Raw genomic sequence first — 15,497 nt, 5'->3', positions numbered from 1 at the left:
GCGCGCTCGCCTTCGGCATCGGCTACACCAGCGAGAACGGCCGGCTGCGCACCAACGCGGCGGCGACCACCGCCGGCAGCGAGTGGGGCGTCAGCGCCGGCGTGAGCCTGACGCTCAATTGACCCTGACGTCGACGAGGCGGCTGGCGTGGCTGGCTTTGGCGATCTGGCTCGGCGCGGCGGCGGGCGCAAGCGCGCAGGGCGCGCCGCCACCCGCCTATGCCGCGAAGCCATCGGACGTCGTGGTGCCGGAAGGCGAGACGCTCGGCGAGTTCAGGCGGATGATCCAGCCGTTCAAGAACTGGACCTTGATCTGCGACGAGAGCCTGAAATCGAAGCGCCGCGTCTGCAACGTCACGCAATCGATCGTCAACGCGCAGGGCGCGGTCGCCTTCAACTGGTCGCTGATTGCGACCGCCGACGGCAAGCCGCTGATGGCGATGCGGATTCCCGCGGCCGCCGGCGTCGGCGCGCAGATCGAGTTCGCAATGGGCGACAGTCCGGACCGCATCGTTGCGCAGACCGATCGCTGCGACGCCAGTTTCTGCTTTGCCACGATCGCGATCGGCAATGTGCTGAGGCGGCACATCCGCGCGGCGACGCCATGCCTGGTGTCCTATCCGCTGCCGCAAGGCGGGCCGGTCGTGCTGGAGGCGCCGCTGGACGGCCTGTCCGGTGTGCTGGCGAAACTGAAATGACGCAACGGCGTTTTCGAGCGAAGTGGATGCCGGTTCGCGTGAGGAAAACGCGTCAAAACCAAAATCCAGAGCCCCGTTCCGGTTCAATCGGAACGGAAGAGGCTCTAGGAGAGGCACGCGGACCCGGCATTCGGAGATCCGCATCGAGCTGCAGGACGAGAAGATGAAAACGCCGATGCGACTGAAGACCCCCATCCTGATTTCCGCGGCGGTCGTCATGGCGGCGCTCAGTGCGGCCGGCGTCGTGGGATATGCCCAGCAGCCTACCCAGGCGCAGCCGATGCCGCTGCAGCAAGGGACATCAGCGCCGGCCAAGAAGCCTGTTGCCGCTGCGAAGCCGCAGCCGCACAAACAGCGTCCGCAGGAGGCGCAGACGCCATCGGCGGCCGCGGCATCCGTTCCGCCGCAGCAGGCGGGGCAGCAGCCGACGGTGTTCGACGAGCATGCGCGGCAGGGCAACGTCGTGGCCTGCGCCAATCTGTTCGGAACGCTCGGCCGCGGTCTCGCGACGAACTCCAACTACACCGCGCAGTCGCAGTGGGACGCCAAGGCCGGCAATTCGCATTCGGTGCAGTCGCTGGTTGCGCTCGCGCCAAATCAGGCGCCCCAGGGCAGCGCTGCCCAGCGCGCCGCCGGCATCGTGTTCGCCGCGCCGGTCGGGTCGTCCTGCGAAGGCAATCTGGTGCGGGTGACGCCAAGCGCCGAGAGCTGCCCGACGGTTGCCGCGGAGCTCGCCAAGCTCAACGGGCAGAACGGCACGCTCGGTGACCTCGCGACGATCGCGCTGCCGAACGGCGCGCAGGTGGTGCTGATTCCGTTCGGCAACGCCTGCGTCGCGGTCACCGCGCTGCGGGTCGCCGGATAACGCGGCCGCTCGGCGCGCGGCGCCGGGCGCCTGCCTTCTCGCATCCACCTCTCCACTGCAAAGCGCTTGTCTCCTCCGCAAGGCACTTCGCAATCGCGGCGCCGATCCCCCGCGAGCCACCGAACATGAGGGGGCACGCGGTCTCTCGCGTGCGCTGACTCCAAACCTGCCCGCTAACATCTTGGCGATCAGCCATCAAAGGGCTGGATTTCCGGCTCCGGATCGTCAATTCTGATTTGGAACTTACCATCCGTGCCAAACGCGGAGGAGATGTCCATGGAGGAAGCGCGTCCGGAGCGGTTTGTCCGCAAGGTCGGCGGTGAGCTGGTGTCGTCCGTCATCGCGCGGTCAGAGCCGATCAGGGTCGAGCTGCTCAGCCGGACCTCGCGGCCCCGCATGAACTGGCACTTCCGCCAGCCCGAACTGACGTTGTTCTGGTTCCGCAACGGCTGTTCGCGGTTGCAGGCCACGATCAACGGCCGTCCGGTCGAATATGAATTCTCCAGGGCGGCCAACCTCGCGCTGTTTCCCGCCGGTACTGAGATCGAGGGGGAGTGGTCGGTCGGGCCGGCGTTCGACTATGTGGTCGTCTTCCTCGACCCAAAATTCGTGCAGAGCCGTCTCAATGACTTGATCGAAACGCCCGCGATTGCGTTCGGCCATGACCAGCTCTGTCGTGGTCTCTCCGAACTTTGCCAGGAAGCGACCACGCCGGACAATCTGTTCGATCTGTTCGCCGAAGGCTGGGCCAGCCAGGCGCTGGCCCATATGGCGCGGCTGTCGCGCGGCGCGGAACCGGCGAAGGCGTTGAGCCGTGGCGGGCTGCCGGCGCTCAAGCTGCGGAGGATCGAGGCGTTCGTCCGGGCTAATCTTGGCGATACGATCTCGTTGTCGGCACTGTCAGATGTTGCCGGCCTGAGCAAGCGGCATTTCCTGCGCGCGTTCCAGGAGAGCATGGGCACCAGCCCGCATCGCTATGTGCTCGGCCTGCGCATCGAAACCGCCAAGCGTCGCCTCAGCGACACCGATGAGAGCTTGACCAGCATCGCGCTGGCGTCGGGGTTCAGCCACGCCCAGCATTTCTCGTCGACGTTCAGGCAGGTCACGGGTGTCAGCCCGTCGGTGTTCCGGCAGCAGGGCCGGGCGTGAGTTTCGGCGCTTTTTCGCAAGTCGAGGCGCTTTCCCGCAAGCGCCGGCGCACGGTCCATCGTATGCCAAGCTTGCGCTCAAGGTTTGGTCGCGTCCGCGCATTGGAGAAGGAAGCAAAGCATGCCAGGGCCATTGGCGGGAGTTCGCGTACTTGATCTGACCGGTGTCGTCTCGGGCCCGTTCGCGACGATGTTTCTGGCCGATCAGGGTGCGGATGTTCTGAAGGTCGAGCCGATCGGCGGCGACATCACCCGCCGCAGCCGGGCCAATGTCGACAAGACCGGCGAGTTCTCGGCGCTGTTCATCTCGTCGAACCGCGGCAAGCGTTCGCTCTCGATCGACATGAAGACTGATGCCGGCCGGGACGTGCTGGGCAAGCTGGTCCTGCAGTCCGACGTGCTGGTGCAGAATTTCCGGCCCGGCACGATGGAACGTCTCGGGCTCGGTCCGGACGAGGTGCGCAAGAAGAATCCACGGCTGATCTATGTCTCGATCAGCGGGGTCGGCGAAGACGGGCCTTACGCCAAGAAGCGCGTCTACGACCCCATCGTGCAGGCCCTTTCGGGCTTCTGCGATATCCAGGCGCAGCCGGTGACCAACCGTCCGCAGATGATCCGGACCATCGTGGCCGACAAGACGACGGCGGTCTATGCCGCGCAGGCGATCACGGCGGCGTTGTACGCCCGCGAGAAATCCGGCAGCGGCCAGCATATCCAGGTGGCGATGCTCGACGCGATGATCGCTTATCTCTGGCCGGAAGGCATGATGCAGTACACGGTGGTCGGCCGCGAGCAGGCGACGGCAGATCCGAACGATCGTCCCGATCTCGTGTTCCAGACCTCGGACGGCTATCTCACCTGCGGGACGATCTCCGACTCCGAGTGGCAGGGCTTCTGCAAGGCGACCGGCGATCCGGAGCTCGCCAACGATGCGCGCTTCGCCACTCCGGCCTCGCGCTCGGTCAATGCAACCGCGCGCATCAACAAGATGCAGGACTATATCGGCAGGCACACCACCGCCGAATGGCTGGCGCGGCTCGATGCGGCCGACGTGCCCTGCGCGCCGATCCTGCGGCGCGGCGAAATCATCGCCAACGAGCAGGTGGTTGCCCGCGGGCTGATCGCCGAGCTCGAGCAGCCCGGGGTCGGCACGGTGCGGCAGCCGAAGCCCGCGGCGCGTTTCGAGGTCGATGCCGCCGCGATCGGCGGTCCGGCGCCGCGCATCGGTCAGCACACCAGGCAGGTGCTGTCCGACCTCGGCTACGGCGATGCTGCCATCGCAGAGATGATCGAGCAGAAGGCCGTGCGCGCGGTCTGAGCGACCGCGCCACGCAAGGTCAGCATTGCTGAACTGAACAACCGCCGTCGGTGGGAGATGTCCTATGGCCGAGACAAACAAGACTGCCTTATTGGTTGGCGCGGGCGATGCGATCGGCGCCGCGGTGGCGCGGCGGTTCGCCGCCGGCGGCTACACCGTCTGCATCGCGCGGCGCGACGCTGCGAAATCGGGCGCCCTGGTGGAGGAACTGACCGGAGCCGGAAGCCGGGTGCATGCGCTCAGTGTCGACGCGCGGCGCGAGGCCGAGGTGCAGGAGCTTTGCGAGCGGGTCGAACGCGAGATCGGGCCGATCGAGGTCTGCCTGTTCAACGCCGGCTCGAACGTCAAGAAGGAGCTGCATGAGACCAGCGAAAAGCTGTTCTTCAAGGCCTGGGAGCTCGCCTGCTTCGCCGGCTTCCTGGTCGGGCGCGAGGCGACCCGGCACATGCTGCGGCATGGCCGCGGCACCATGCTGTTCACCGGCGCGACCGCGAGCGTGCGTGGTAGCAGCGGCTTTGCGGCATTCGCATCCGCCAAGTTCGGCCTGCGCGCGGTCGCCCAGGCGATGGCGCGCGAGCTCGGGCCGAAGAACATCCATGTCGCGCATCTCCTGATCGATGCCGGCGTCGACAGCCCGGCCATTCACCAGCGGATGAAGGCCGCAACGGGCGTCGACGCATCGGCGATTCCGCCGGATTCCCTGACGCGGACATCTTCCATCGCCGAGGCTTACTGGTTCGTGCACCAGCAGAGCCGCGACGGATGGAGCCATGAACTGGATTTGCGTCCCTCTGTCGAGAAATGGTGACGTCATGCCTGAGACGCTGACGTTATGGGGGGTGGGGACATCGCGGACGATCCGGGCCCATTGGGCGCTGCACGAATTGGGGCTGGACTATCACTGCAAGCCGATCCTGCCGCGTTCCGGCGAGACCAAGACGCCGGAATACACCTTGCTCAATCCGCGGCAGAAGATTCCGCTGCTGCAGGACGGCGACTTCACGATCGGGGAGAGTGCCGCCATCGTCGCCTATCTGGCGCGCCATTACTCCAACCCGAACATTTCGCTCGTTCCCGTCGAGGAGCGCGATTTCGCACGATGGCTGGAATGGTGCTTCTTCATCGTGGCCGAACTGGACTCGACCAGCCTCTATGTGATGCGTCGCCATGACGTCCAAGGCCTCGCCCATATCTACGGCCATGCTCCGGATGTGGTCGTGAAAGCGGCCGAGTATTTTCGCCAGCAGCTCCGCCATGTCGAAGTCGCCCTGTCGGATGGCCGCCAGTATCTGATGGGCGATCAATTCACCAGCGCGGATATCCTGCTCGCGACTTGCCTGGTATGGGCGATCGACTACGGTGTCGGTGTCTGCGACGTTGCAACGCCGTATCTCGACCGCGTCACGGCGCGACCGGCCTATGAGAAAAGCGTCGCGATCAATACCGTGAAGAGCTGATCGGTCGCGCCATTCAGGGTTGGCGCTGCCGGGGACCGCCGATCTCGCATCCAGGCATCAGACCAAACCGGCCGTGCAGCCCGCGCCAGAGGCTGCCGCAAAGTACGCTCAGAAGCTTGCGCATCGACTTCCCCCTCAACATCCGCCAGCTGCGATCCCGCTGACGTCGTCGGCGCAATGACAGAGCCAATTCTGGGCACGCCTGCGTAGTTTTTAAGCAAAGCGTTCTCGCGGCCGCGCGGCGCGCGCCGAAAAATCTCATCAGATTCAAAAGCCGGCGGTGTGGCACGCCTCGTGCATCAAGGGCATCGAGTTGGCCGCTAGGGTTCCGACCTTGAGACACAAGGTGCTGGTCCGAGAGCAGCCGCTTGCGGGGGAGACATCCCCGCAGGTGCACGGCGGGATAAAAGCCCGGGAGACCTCGTTAGCCAAGGGATTGGCGGAGCGATGGTCTTTTCGCCAGTCCCTTTTTGTGAAGTTTCGCAAGAGGGATCGGCAATGAACAAGTTCTCTTTCTTCCTCCGCTCTGTTGTCACCGGCTGCGCGATCGTGCTCGCGGCCGCGTCCGTCGCTGACGCCGCACCGAAGAAAAGCTTCAAGGTCGCCTGGTCGATCTATGTCGGGTGGATGCCGTGGGGCTATGCGGCCGACACCGGCATCGTCAAGAAGTGGGCCGACAAATACGGCATCACGATCGAGGTCAAGCAGTTCAACGACTACGTCGAATCGATCAACCAGTACACCGCCGGCGGCTATGATGCCGTCACCATCACCAACATGGACGCGCTGTCGATTCCGGCGGCAGGCGGTGTCGACACCACCGCGGTCGTGATGGGCGATTTCTCCAACGGCAACGACGCCGTGATCCTCAAGAACAAGTCGGATCTCGCCGCGATCAAGGGGCAGACGGTCAATCTGGTCGAATTCTCGGTGTCGCACTATCTGCTGGCACGCGCGCTCGAGACCAGCAAGCTGAGCGAGAAGGACGTCAAGGTCGTCAACACCTCCGATGCCGATATCGCCGCCGCCTACAAGACACCCGACGTCAACGCGGTCGTGACCTGGAATCCGATCGTGACGGAAATCCTCGGCTCGCCCGACGCCAAGAAGGTGTTCGACTCCTCGCAGATCCCAGGCGAGATCATGGACCTGATGGTGGTGAATACCGCGGTCGCCAAGGACAATCCGGATTTTGCCAAGGCGCTGGTCGGCATCTGGTATGAGACGCTGTCCAGGATGACGGCGAACGATCCGGCGGCGAAGGCCGCCAAGGAGGCGATGGCTAAGGCATCCGGCACCGACCTCGCGGGTTTCGACAGCCAGCTCTCGACCACCAAACTGTTCGACAAGGCGACCGACGCCGAAGCGTTTACGCGCAGCCAGACCATCGGCGTGACCATGGACCGCGTCCGCAAGTTCCTGTTCGAGAAGGACCTGCTGGGCAAGGGCGCGAAATCCGCCGACGCGGTCGGGATCGAACTCGCCGACAAGTCGGTGCTGGGCGACAAGTCGAACGTCAAGCTGCGCTTTGACCCGACCTACATGGACGAAGCCGCCAAAGGCAAGCTTTGACGTCAAGCTCTGACGCCAAGCCCTGACGCGCATCGCGTTGCCTCAAGCAGGAGCCGGACATGCGACTTGTGAACATACGGCCGGGACGGCAGACGCGATTCTATCTGCTCGCGCTGCCGTTCCTATTGGTCGCAATCGCCTACTTCGCCGGCTCCAGCGCGCGGCTCACGCAAAACCCGAACGACAAGCTGCTGCCGGCGCTGCCCGGCATGGTGCAGGCCGTCAAGCAGATGGCGTTCGAGGTCGACCCGCGCACCGGCAGCTATCTGATGGCCTCCGACACCGTCGCCAGCCTGGGGCGACTGGGGTCGGCGTTGGCGATCTCGACGGTGGCGGCGCTCGTCCTCGGCATTGTGATCGGGCTGTTGCCGGGCGCCAATGCCCTGCTCGGGCCGTTCGTGTCGGTGACTTCGATGGTGCCGCCGCTGGCATTGTTGCCGATCCTGTTCATCGTGATGGGGTTAGGGGAGAACTCGAAGATTGCGCTGATCGTGATCGGGACGCTGCCCTGCATGATCCGCGACCTAGCCATGAAGGTGCAGGAGCTGCCGCGCGAGCAGATCGTCAAGGCGCAGACGCTCGGCGCCTCGACCTGGCAGATCGCGCTGCGCGTCGCGATGCCGCAAACCCTGCCGCGGCTGATCGACGTGCTGCGGCTGCAACTCGGGCCGGCCTGGCTGTTCCTGATCGCGGCCGAGGCGATCGCCTCGGATTCCGGGCTCGGCTACCGGATCTTCCTGGTGCGGCGCTATCTCGCGATGGATGTCATCATCCCCTACGTCGCCTGGATCACGCTGCTGGCGTTCCTGATCGATGTCGGCCTGCGCGTCATGCAGCGCAGGCTGTTTCCCTGGTTTGCCTCGGTGAGGGCGGAATGAGCGCGATCCGGCTCGACGACGTCTGGAAGGAATACGGCGACCACATCGTGCTCGAGCGCATCACGATGGAGGTCGAGCCGCGCGCCTTCATTGCGCTGGTCGGTCCGTCCGGTTGCGGCAAGACCACGCTGCTCCGGATGCTGCTCGGCGAGGAGCAGCCGAGCCGCGGCCAGATCATGGTCGACGGCAAGCCGTTGCGCGCGGAGCCGGATGCCGACCGCGGCGTGGTGTTCCAGCGCTACTCGGTGTTTCCGCATCTGACCGTGCTGCAGAACGTCATGCTCGGCCGCGAACTGCGCGACGCCAAATTCACGGCCCGGCTGTTCGGTGCTGCGGGCCGCGCTGCTGCTGACGATGCCATGAAGCTGCTCGCCGAGGTCGGGCTCGCCGGTCAGGAGAGCAAATATCCGTCGGCACTGTCGGGCGGCATGCAGCAACGCCTCGCGCTGGCGCAGGCGATCATGCGCGGGCCGAAAATCCTGCTGCTCGACGAGCCGTTCGGCGCGCTCGATCCGGGGATTCGCGCCGACATCCATCTGTTGATGAAGCGGCTCTGGAACGAGACCCATCTGACGGTCGTGATGGTGACGCACGACCTCAGCGAGGCGTTCGGGCTCGCGACCCGCGTGATCGCGCTGGAGCGGCAGCGCAACCGGCCGGAGGAGCGCGAGCGCTACGGCGCCACCGTGTCACGCGACCTCGAGATATTCCCACGCCGCAGCGCGGAGCCGCGGTCATCAGTTCAACCAGCTCCGATCGGGACGACCCGGTCAGGCACGGAGCATCAGCCGGGACGGCCCGGCGCTCTCGTCTTGAAGGAGCAACCATGATCCTGTCAGAGGAACAGAAGGCCGAGATCGCGGCGCATACCCGACGCTACAACGAGTTGAAAGCAGCGGGGCAGGAGCATGCGCCGCGGGCGCTGCCGGCGCCGACCGCGCGCGACGCTGCGCCGATCGCCACTGATGCGATCATCCATCGCGAGGTGATTCCGGCCGGCTGGTACTGGACCACCCGGCTGAACCGCGGCGATACGTTGCGCATCGTCAACACGTCGGGAGTATCGACCGTCAGCCTGCTTGCCTGGAACAGCGCCGACACCACCGAGCGGCTCAACCACGCCGACACCATCAAGGTGCAGTGGGCGGCGCGGCTGCAGAAGGGCCGCGTGCTGCTGTCCGACATGGGGCGCGCCCTGCTCGGTATCACCGAGGACAGCAGCGCCGCGCATGATGCCGTGGTCGGCGGCTCGACCGCGGCGACCAACCTGGCGAAATACGGCGAAGGGAATTTCCGCAATACGCGCGACAATTTCGTGCTGGCTGCGGCGAAGCTCGGGCTCGATCGTCGCGACGTCCATCCCTGCGTCAGCTTCTTTGCACCGGTCGCGATCGACGCGGGCGGCAAGTTCGTCTGGTCCGGCGCGCGCCGGCAAAAGGGTGATTTTGTCGATCTGCGCGCGGAGATGGACCTGCTGATCGCGCTGTCGAACTGTCCGCACCCGCTCGATCCTGCGGAAAGCTATCCGCAGGCGAGCGTGGAGATCGTGCGCTACCGCTCGGCCAAGCCCGCTGCCGATGATCTGTGCCGTACCGCGACCGCCGAGGCGATCCGCGCCTATCAGAATAATGCGCTGTATCTCGGCGAGACGAGCGAAGGAGCCGTGCGATGACCACGCAATCCGCTGAGACCCGCGGCCGCGTCGTTCTCGACGCGGAAATTCCCGCGCGCAAGCCGTGGTCCGCCATCATCCGCAAGGGCCAGACGCTGCGGATCACGGATACCCATGGCCAGCAGGCGGTCGATACGCTGTTCTATCGCGCCGACGATTTTGGGGAGCGCTACAGCGGCCAGGATACGCTGCGCGCGCAAGGCTCGGCCTATGTCGGGCTTGGCACCAGGATCATGTCCAATGAAGGCCGGGTGATGCTGCGCGTCACCGCTGATAGTTGCGGCCTGCACGATACCTCCGCGGGCGCCTGCTCCTGCGAGAGCAACACCGTGCGGTTCGGGCACCAGACCCGCTACCAGCACGCCTGCCGCGAGAATTTTGTGATCGAAGCCGCAAAGCACGGCATGTCGAAGCGCGACATCGTGCCGAACCTGAACTTCTTCATGAACGTGCCGATCGATCCCGCCGGCAACTTCACCGTGGTTGACGGCGTCTCTAAACCCGGCGACGCCATCGAACTGGTGGCGGAGATGGACGTGCTGTGCCTGATCTCGAACTGCCCGCAGATCAACAATCCCTGCAACGGCTTCTTCCCGACGCCCGTGCAGGTCACGATCTTCGAGCCGGAGGCGTGAGGCATGTTCAGCAAGGTCCTGATTGCCAACCGCGGTGAGATCGCCGGGCGGATCGGCAGAACATTGCACCGCATGGGCATCGGCTCGGTCGCGGTCTATTCCGACGCCGACCGCTTCACGCGGCCGGTGCTCGAGGCCGACGAGGCGGTGCGCATTGGTCCGGCGCCCGCCGCCGAGAGCTATCTCAACGTCGACGCGATCATGGCGGCGTGCCTCGCGACCGGCGCGCAGGCAGTGCATCCCGGTTACGGCTTCCTGTCGGAGAACCGCCGCTTTGCCGAGCGGCTCGCCGAGCACGGCATCAAGTTCATCGGGCCGCGGCCGGAGCACCTTGACGCCTTCGGCCTCAAGCACCGCGCACGCGAGATCGCCGAGCAAAGCGGCGTGCCGCTGTTGCCGGGCTCCGGCCTGCTGGAGACTATCGACGAGGCGGTGCGAGAGGCCGAGAGAATCGGCTTTCCGGTGATGCTGAAGAGCACGGCGGGCGGTGGCGGCATCGGCATGCAGCTCTGCCACGACATGGCGACGCTGCGCGAACGTTTCGAATCCGTGCAGCGCACGGCGCGCGCAAGCTTCGGCGATGCCCGGGTCTATCTCGAGCGGTTCGTCGCGCGGGCACGCCACATCGAGGTGCAAATCTTCGGCAACGGCAGGGGCGATGTGGTCGCGCTCGGCGAACGCGATTGCTCGCTGCAGCGGCGCAACCAGAAGGTTTTTGAGGAGACGCCGGCGCCCGGTCTCTCCGTCGAGATCAGGCAACGGCTGCACGCGGCCGCGGTGTCGCTCGGTAAGGCGGTGTCTTACGAATCCGCCGGCACGGTGGAGTTCATCTATGACGTCGCGCGCGAGGATTTCTACTTCCTCGAGGTGAACACTCGTCTCCAGGTCGAGCATCCCGTCACCGAGCAGGTCACTGGCGTCGACCTCGTGGAATGGATGATCCGGCAGGCGGCCGGCGAGGATGTGCTGGGCCAGGCCGGCGCGCTCGCACCGAAGGGCGCGGCGATCGAGGTGCGGCTCTATGCCGAGAACCCGGGCGCAGGCTTTCGCCCGAGCGCGGGCCGGCTGACGCAGGTCGCGTTTTCGCCGGATGCGCGGATCGACGGCTGGATCGAGACCGGCACCGAGGTCTCGCCGTTCTACGATCCGATGCTGGCCAAGATCATCGTGTCGGCCGAGACGCGCGACGCCGCGATCGCAAAGCTGGCGAAAGCGCTGGATGACACAGTCGTTGCCGGGATCGAGACCAATCTCGATTATCTCCGCGCGATCGCGGCGTCTGACGTGTTCCGCAGCGGCAAGGTGGCGACCAGCGTGCTCGGCGCGTTCGCCTATCGCCCCCACACCATCGATGTCGTCGCACCCGGTGCCCAAAGCGGCGTGCAGGAATTGCCCGGCCGGCTGCATCTCTGGCATGTCGGCGTGCCGCCCAGTGGGCCGATGGATGAGCGGTCGTTTCGTCTTGCCAACCGCGTGGTCGGCAATCCGGACACCACGACCGCGCTGGAGTTGACGGTCAACGGGCCGACCTTGCGATTCAACACCGATGCGATCGTCGCGCTCTCGGGCGCACGCATGAAGGCATCGCTTGACGGCATCGATGTCGCCTATGACGAACCGGTCGCGGTGCGCGCGGGTCAGACGCTCGTCATCGGCAGCATCAAGGGCCCGGGCCAGCGCAGCTATCTCGCCGTGCGCGGCGGCATCGCCGTGCCCGAGATTCTTGGCTCGCGGGCGGTGTTTGCGCTCGGTGCCTTCGGCGGCCATGCGACGGGCTCGCTGAAGGCCGGCGAGGTGCTGCACATCGGTGCCGAGACGTCGAGCCTTGCGGCGCCGCGCCGCGCAACGGAGGACGAACGTCCACAGCTTGCGTCGGCGTGGCAAATCGGCGTGGTCTACGGCCCGCATGGTGCGCCCGACTTCTTCCTCGACGAGGACATCGAAACGCTGTTCGCGGCGAGCTACGAGGTGCACTTCAACAGCGCCCGCACCGGCGTGCGGCTGATCGGGCCGAAGCCGCGCTGGGCCCGCGCCGACGGCGGCGAGGCCGGGCTGCATCCGTCGAACATTCATGACAACGCCTATGCGGTCGGCTCGATCGATTTCACCGGCGACATGCCGATCATTCTGGGACCCGACGGACCGAGTCTCGGCGGCTTCGTCTGTCCGGCGGTCGTTGCGCGCGACGAGCTCTGGAAGATCGGCCAGCTCCGGCCCGGCGACACCGTCCGCTTCGTGCCGGTGAAACGCGACGATCCGGTTGCCGGCCCCACGGTGCTGCGCGCGCCCGAGGTCGGCTCGGCCATCGTCGGGCGCCATGATGATGGTCCGATCCCGGTGGTCTACCGGCGCGCCGGTGACGACAATCTGCTGGTCGAATATGGTCCGATGGAGCTCGACATCGCGCTGCGGCTGCGCGTGCATGTGCTGGCGCAGGCGCTGGAAGAAGCAAAACTCGGCGGCCTGATCGACCTCACGCCCGGCATCCGCTCGCTGCAGATCCATTATGACGGCACGGTGCTGTCGCGAACAAAGCTGCTCGACCTGCTACGAAAGATCGAGCGCGAACTGCCGCCGGTCGATGCGATGCGGGTGCCGAGCCGCACCGTGCATCTGCCGCTGTCGTGGCGGGATCCAGAGGCCGAGCTTGCGATGCGCAAATATCAGGAGCTGGTCCGCGCGGATGCGCCGTGGTGTCCGTCGAATGTCGAGTTCATCCGGCGCATCAACGGGCTTGCGAGCGAGGAGGACGTCCGCCGCATCGTGTTCGATGCTGATTATTTCGTGCTCGGCCTTGGCGACGTCTATCTCGGCGCGCCGGTGGCGACGCCGCTCGATCCAAGGCACCGGCTGGTGACCACCAAGTACAATCCGGCGCGGACCTGGACGCCGGAGAACGCGGTCGGCATCGGCGGCGCCTATATGTGCATCTACGGCATGGAAGGGCCGGGCGGCTATCAGCTGTTCGGCCGCACCATCCAGGTCTGGAACAGCTGGCGCACCACGCGGGTGTTCGAGCCTGGTCATCCCTGGCTGCTGCGGTTCTTCGACAAGATCCGCTTCTTTCCGGTCGAGGCCGACGAATTGCTCGACGCACGCGCCGCATTCCCGCACGGGCAATACGACATCAGGATCGAAGAGGGCGAGTTCTCCTACGCCGACTACGCGAAGTCGCTGGCCGACGCGCGGCCGTCGATTGCGGCGTTCAAGGCGGCGCAGCAGGCCGCGTTCGATGCCGAGCGTCAGCGCTGGCGCGAGATGAAGCTCGACGAGACGCCGGTGGAGTCGATCGATGCGAGTGCCGCCGCGACCGGCATTCCCGACGGCCAGGTCGGCGCGTTCTCGGAAGTGCCAGGCAACATCTGGAAGATCCTGGTCGAGGAGGGCGCCGCGGTCGCGGCCGGCGATACGCTCGCCATCATCGAATCCATGAAGATGGAGATCAGCGTGCACACGCCAAGCGCTGGCAGGATTGCGTCGGTGCCGGTGAAACCCGGCCAGACGCTGCGGGCGGGCGACGTCGTGGCGTTGATCCAGCCGGACTAGAATCGGCCGCGTCACGAGCATTTCGTGCCGATCTGCTGCGGTCCTATCCCCGTCATTGCGCTACGGGGGACGATCGGACGGAAGCCGACAGCGCCACGCCTCGTTGGCAAGGAGCCGGCGCTGTCGGTCGGCGATGGCAGGCCATCCGGAGCGTACCACGCTGAGGACCGCAGCGTCGGCGGATGGGCCTTCATCGCAAGCAAAATAGGCGCGAAGCCGTCCTTCGCAGTGGAAGCCGAGGCCGGTGTAGAGCTCGAGCGTACGCCGCAGGCGCCAATCCAGATGCACCTCGGCCCGCTCGACGGCGAGCACCTCGAAGGCATACCGCGTCATGAGATGCGCGACATGGCTGATGAGCAGGACCTCGGCCAATCGTCCGCTGCTCCAGATCGGCGCAAACCTCGCCCGCTTCTCCTCCGGCTCGAGCGCCGCGAAAGCGGTAAGGCCGATGATGTCGCCTGACCCGGCGTCCTCGATCGCGAAGGTGGCCGTGACGTTCGCGCAGCTCAGCGTGGTTGCCATGCGCGCGGCCGCCGCCTGGCCGGAGCCGCCGCGATCGAGCTGCCGAAGCATGCCGGCGTCCCCGAGCGGCTTTACCCGCGAGATCTCAGAACCGTGGATCCTGGTCAGCAGGATGCGGTCGGTGGCCAAGGCGGCATGGCTGTCTACGAATTGCATGCCCTATTGACGCATCGAACCAACATGCCGTCAAATGACCGGAATGGCAGTTCATATGCGGATTGGTCATGTCCCTGAATCCCAGACACGTTGACCTGTTTCGCGAGGTCGTGCGTCACAACGGAATCACCAAGGCGGCCCTGAGCCTGCGGATCGGGCAGCCCTTCGTCAGTCGTGCCATCGCGCGGCTGGAGCGCGAGATCGGCTTCGCGCTGTTCGAACGCGGGCGCGGCGGCGTCACGTTGACGCCGGAAGGCGAGATATTCCTGCATGAGGTGGACCGCAACCAGGCCGGGCTGGAGTATCTGGCGCGTGCGGCGCGCGGCATTCGCGCGCGGGGCAGCGGGACGCTGAGGATCGCCTGCCTTCCAGCATTCACCTATTCGTTGATGCCGCGGATCGTCAGCAAGTTCTCCAGGAAGAACCCTGGCATCATGCTGTCGGTCGCCGTGCATAGTCCTGAACGGGTCTGGAGTCTGGTTGCTGCAGGCCAGTGCGATGTCGGGCTGGCGCGACCCCAGTCAGGTTTTGCAGCGGTCGACGACGAACTGCTGATGACGACCGACGCCATCTGCGTGCTGCCGCGTCAGCACCGGCTGCGGTCCAAGCGATTGATCATGCCAAAAGACCTGCACGGCGAGGCGATGATTGCGCCAGCCCCGGGCGCACCGCATCGATCGCGCCTCGAACGCGCCTTCGAAGACGCCGGGGCCGAGGTCATAACGGTGGCGGAGATTCAGTACAGCATGCAGCGCTGCGCGCTGGTTGCGCAGGGGCTGGGCTTCTCGATCGTCGATCCCGTCGTGGCGCGGGATTTTGCCAGCGCCCGGATCGTGCTCAAGCCGTTCACGCCGCGGCTGGAGATCACCACCGTGCTGCTGTTTCCGTCGCAACGGCCGCGCAGCCGTCTTGCGCTCGAATTCTGCGACCTGCTTCGCGCCGAGACCGCGGAATACAGGAAGCCCGCCCGCACTCCGGCCTGACCCCGATCCGTGCCGCTTTGCCCGGATGTGGCGCCAGTTCACGGGAAT

The 15,497-nt window shown here is 65.8% G+C and carries 15 protein-coding genes and 1 riboswitch; of the genes, 14 read left to right on the top strand and 1 reads right to left on the bottom strand.

All coding sequences use genetic code 11. From position 1 onward, the window contains the following. The 13 genes from H8B02_RS48115 to uca form a co-directional block, all read left to right on the top strand. On the top strand, positions 1–122 hold a 122-nt coding region (locus tag H8B02_RS48115; protein ID WP_283842220.1), incomplete at its 5' end, for a YadA-like family protein. After that, a complete protein-coding gene (locus H8B02_RS20800; RefSeq protein WP_229167940.1) occupies positions 119–697 on the top strand; it encodes an invasion associated locus B family protein in 579 nt (192 codons plus the stop codon). The genes H8B02_RS48115 and H8B02_RS20800, both read left to right, overlap by 4 nt. 175 nt (positions 698–872) lie before the next feature. Beyond that, on the top strand, positions 873–1,562 hold the full coding sequence (locus H8B02_RS20795; RefSeq protein ID WP_229167939.1) for a hypothetical protein: 690 nt from the start codon (positions 873–875) through the stop codon (positions 1,560–1,562). A 276-nt stretch (positions 1,563–1,838) separates the two neighbouring features. After that, positions 1,839–2,711, top strand: a complete 873-nt coding sequence (locus tag H8B02_RS20790; RefSeq protein WP_229167938.1) for an AraC family transcriptional regulator — start codon at positions 1,839–1,841, stop codon at positions 2,709–2,711. A gap of 120 nt (positions 2,712–2,831) precedes the next feature. Next, a complete protein-coding gene (locus H8B02_RS20785) occupies positions 2,832–4,028 on the top strand; it encodes a CaiB/BaiF CoA transferase family protein (protein ID WP_229167937.1) in 1,197 nt (398 codons plus the stop codon). Positions 4,029–4,092: 64 nt separating this feature from the next. Next, positions 4,093–4,836: an SDR family NAD(P)-dependent oxidoreductase gene (locus H8B02_RS20780; protein ID WP_229167936.1), complete on the top strand. Its 744-nt coding sequence runs from the start codon at positions 4,093–4,095 to the stop codon at positions 4,834–4,836. 4 nt (positions 4,837–4,840) lie between these two features. Continuing rightward, positions 4,841–5,485 (top strand): glutathione S-transferase family protein, encoded by a 645-nt coding sequence (locus H8B02_RS20775; RefSeq protein WP_229167935.1) that lies wholly within the window; start codon positions 4,841–4,843, stop codon positions 5,483–5,485. A 309-nt stretch (positions 5,486–5,794) separates the two neighbouring features. Beyond that, positions 5,795–5,905: riboswitch (guanidine-I (ykkC/yxkD leader) on the top strand. A 78-nt stretch (positions 5,906–5,983) separates the two neighbouring features. Next, positions 5,984–7,057: a putative urea ABC transporter substrate-binding protein gene (locus H8B02_RS20770; protein WP_229167934.1), complete on the top strand. Its 1,074-nt coding sequence runs from the start codon at positions 5,984–5,986 to the stop codon at positions 7,055–7,057. A gap of 59 nt (positions 7,058–7,116) precedes the next feature. Next, positions 7,117–7,935, top strand: coding sequence for an ABC transporter permease (locus H8B02_RS20765; protein ID WP_229167933.1), 819 nt, complete (start codon positions 7,117–7,119; stop codon positions 7,933–7,935). Continuing rightward, complete coding sequence (locus tag H8B02_RS20760; protein WP_229167932.1) at positions 7,932–8,765, top strand: ABC transporter ATP-binding protein; 834 nt, start codon at positions 7,932–7,934, stop codon at positions 8,763–8,765. Before H8B02_RS20765 ends, H8B02_RS20760 begins: the two co-directional genes overlap by 4 nt. Further along, positions 8,762–9,607, top strand: a complete 846-nt coding sequence (locus H8B02_RS20755; RefSeq protein WP_229167931.1) for an urea amidolyase associated protein UAAP1 — start codon at positions 8,762–8,764, stop codon at positions 9,605–9,607. The genes H8B02_RS20760 and H8B02_RS20755 overlap by 4 nt, the downstream gene beginning before the upstream one ends. Beyond that, positions 9,604–10,242: an urea amidolyase associated protein UAAP2 gene (locus H8B02_RS20750; RefSeq protein WP_229167930.1), complete on the top strand. Its 639-nt coding sequence runs from the start codon at positions 9,604–9,606 to the stop codon at positions 10,240–10,242. The genes H8B02_RS20755 and H8B02_RS20750 overlap by 4 nt, the downstream gene beginning before the upstream one ends. A gap of 3 nt (positions 10,243–10,245) precedes the next feature. Then, the gene (gene uca / locus H8B02_RS20745) at positions 10,246–13,788 is read left to right on the top strand and encodes an urea carboxylase (RefSeq protein WP_229167929.1); all 3,543 of its coding nucleotides are present in this window, start codon (positions 10,246–10,248) and stop codon (positions 13,786–13,788) included. Positions 13,789–13,848: 60 nt separating this feature from the next. Here uca and H8B02_RS20740 read toward each other — a convergent pair whose 3' ends face one another. After that, positions 13,849–14,466 (bottom strand): GNAT family N-acetyltransferase, encoded by a 618-nt coding sequence (locus H8B02_RS20740; protein ID WP_229167928.1) that lies wholly within the window; start codon positions 14,464–14,466, stop codon positions 13,849–13,851. A 68-nt stretch (positions 14,467–14,534) separates the two neighbouring features. Between H8B02_RS20740 and H8B02_RS20735 the strand changes: the two genes are divergently transcribed. Then, complete coding sequence (locus H8B02_RS20735) at positions 14,535–15,449, top strand: LysR family transcriptional regulator (RefSeq protein ID WP_229167927.1); 915 nt, start codon at positions 14,535–14,537, stop codon at positions 15,447–15,449. Positions 15,450–15,497: the final 48 nt, after the last annotated feature.

The organism is Bradyrhizobium altum (assembly GCF_020889705.1).
GTDB lineage: Bacteria > Pseudomonadota > Alphaproteobacteria > Rhizobiales > Xanthobacteraceae > Bradyrhizobium > Bradyrhizobium altum.
This window is presented reverse-complemented; position numbering and strand designations above follow the sequence as displayed.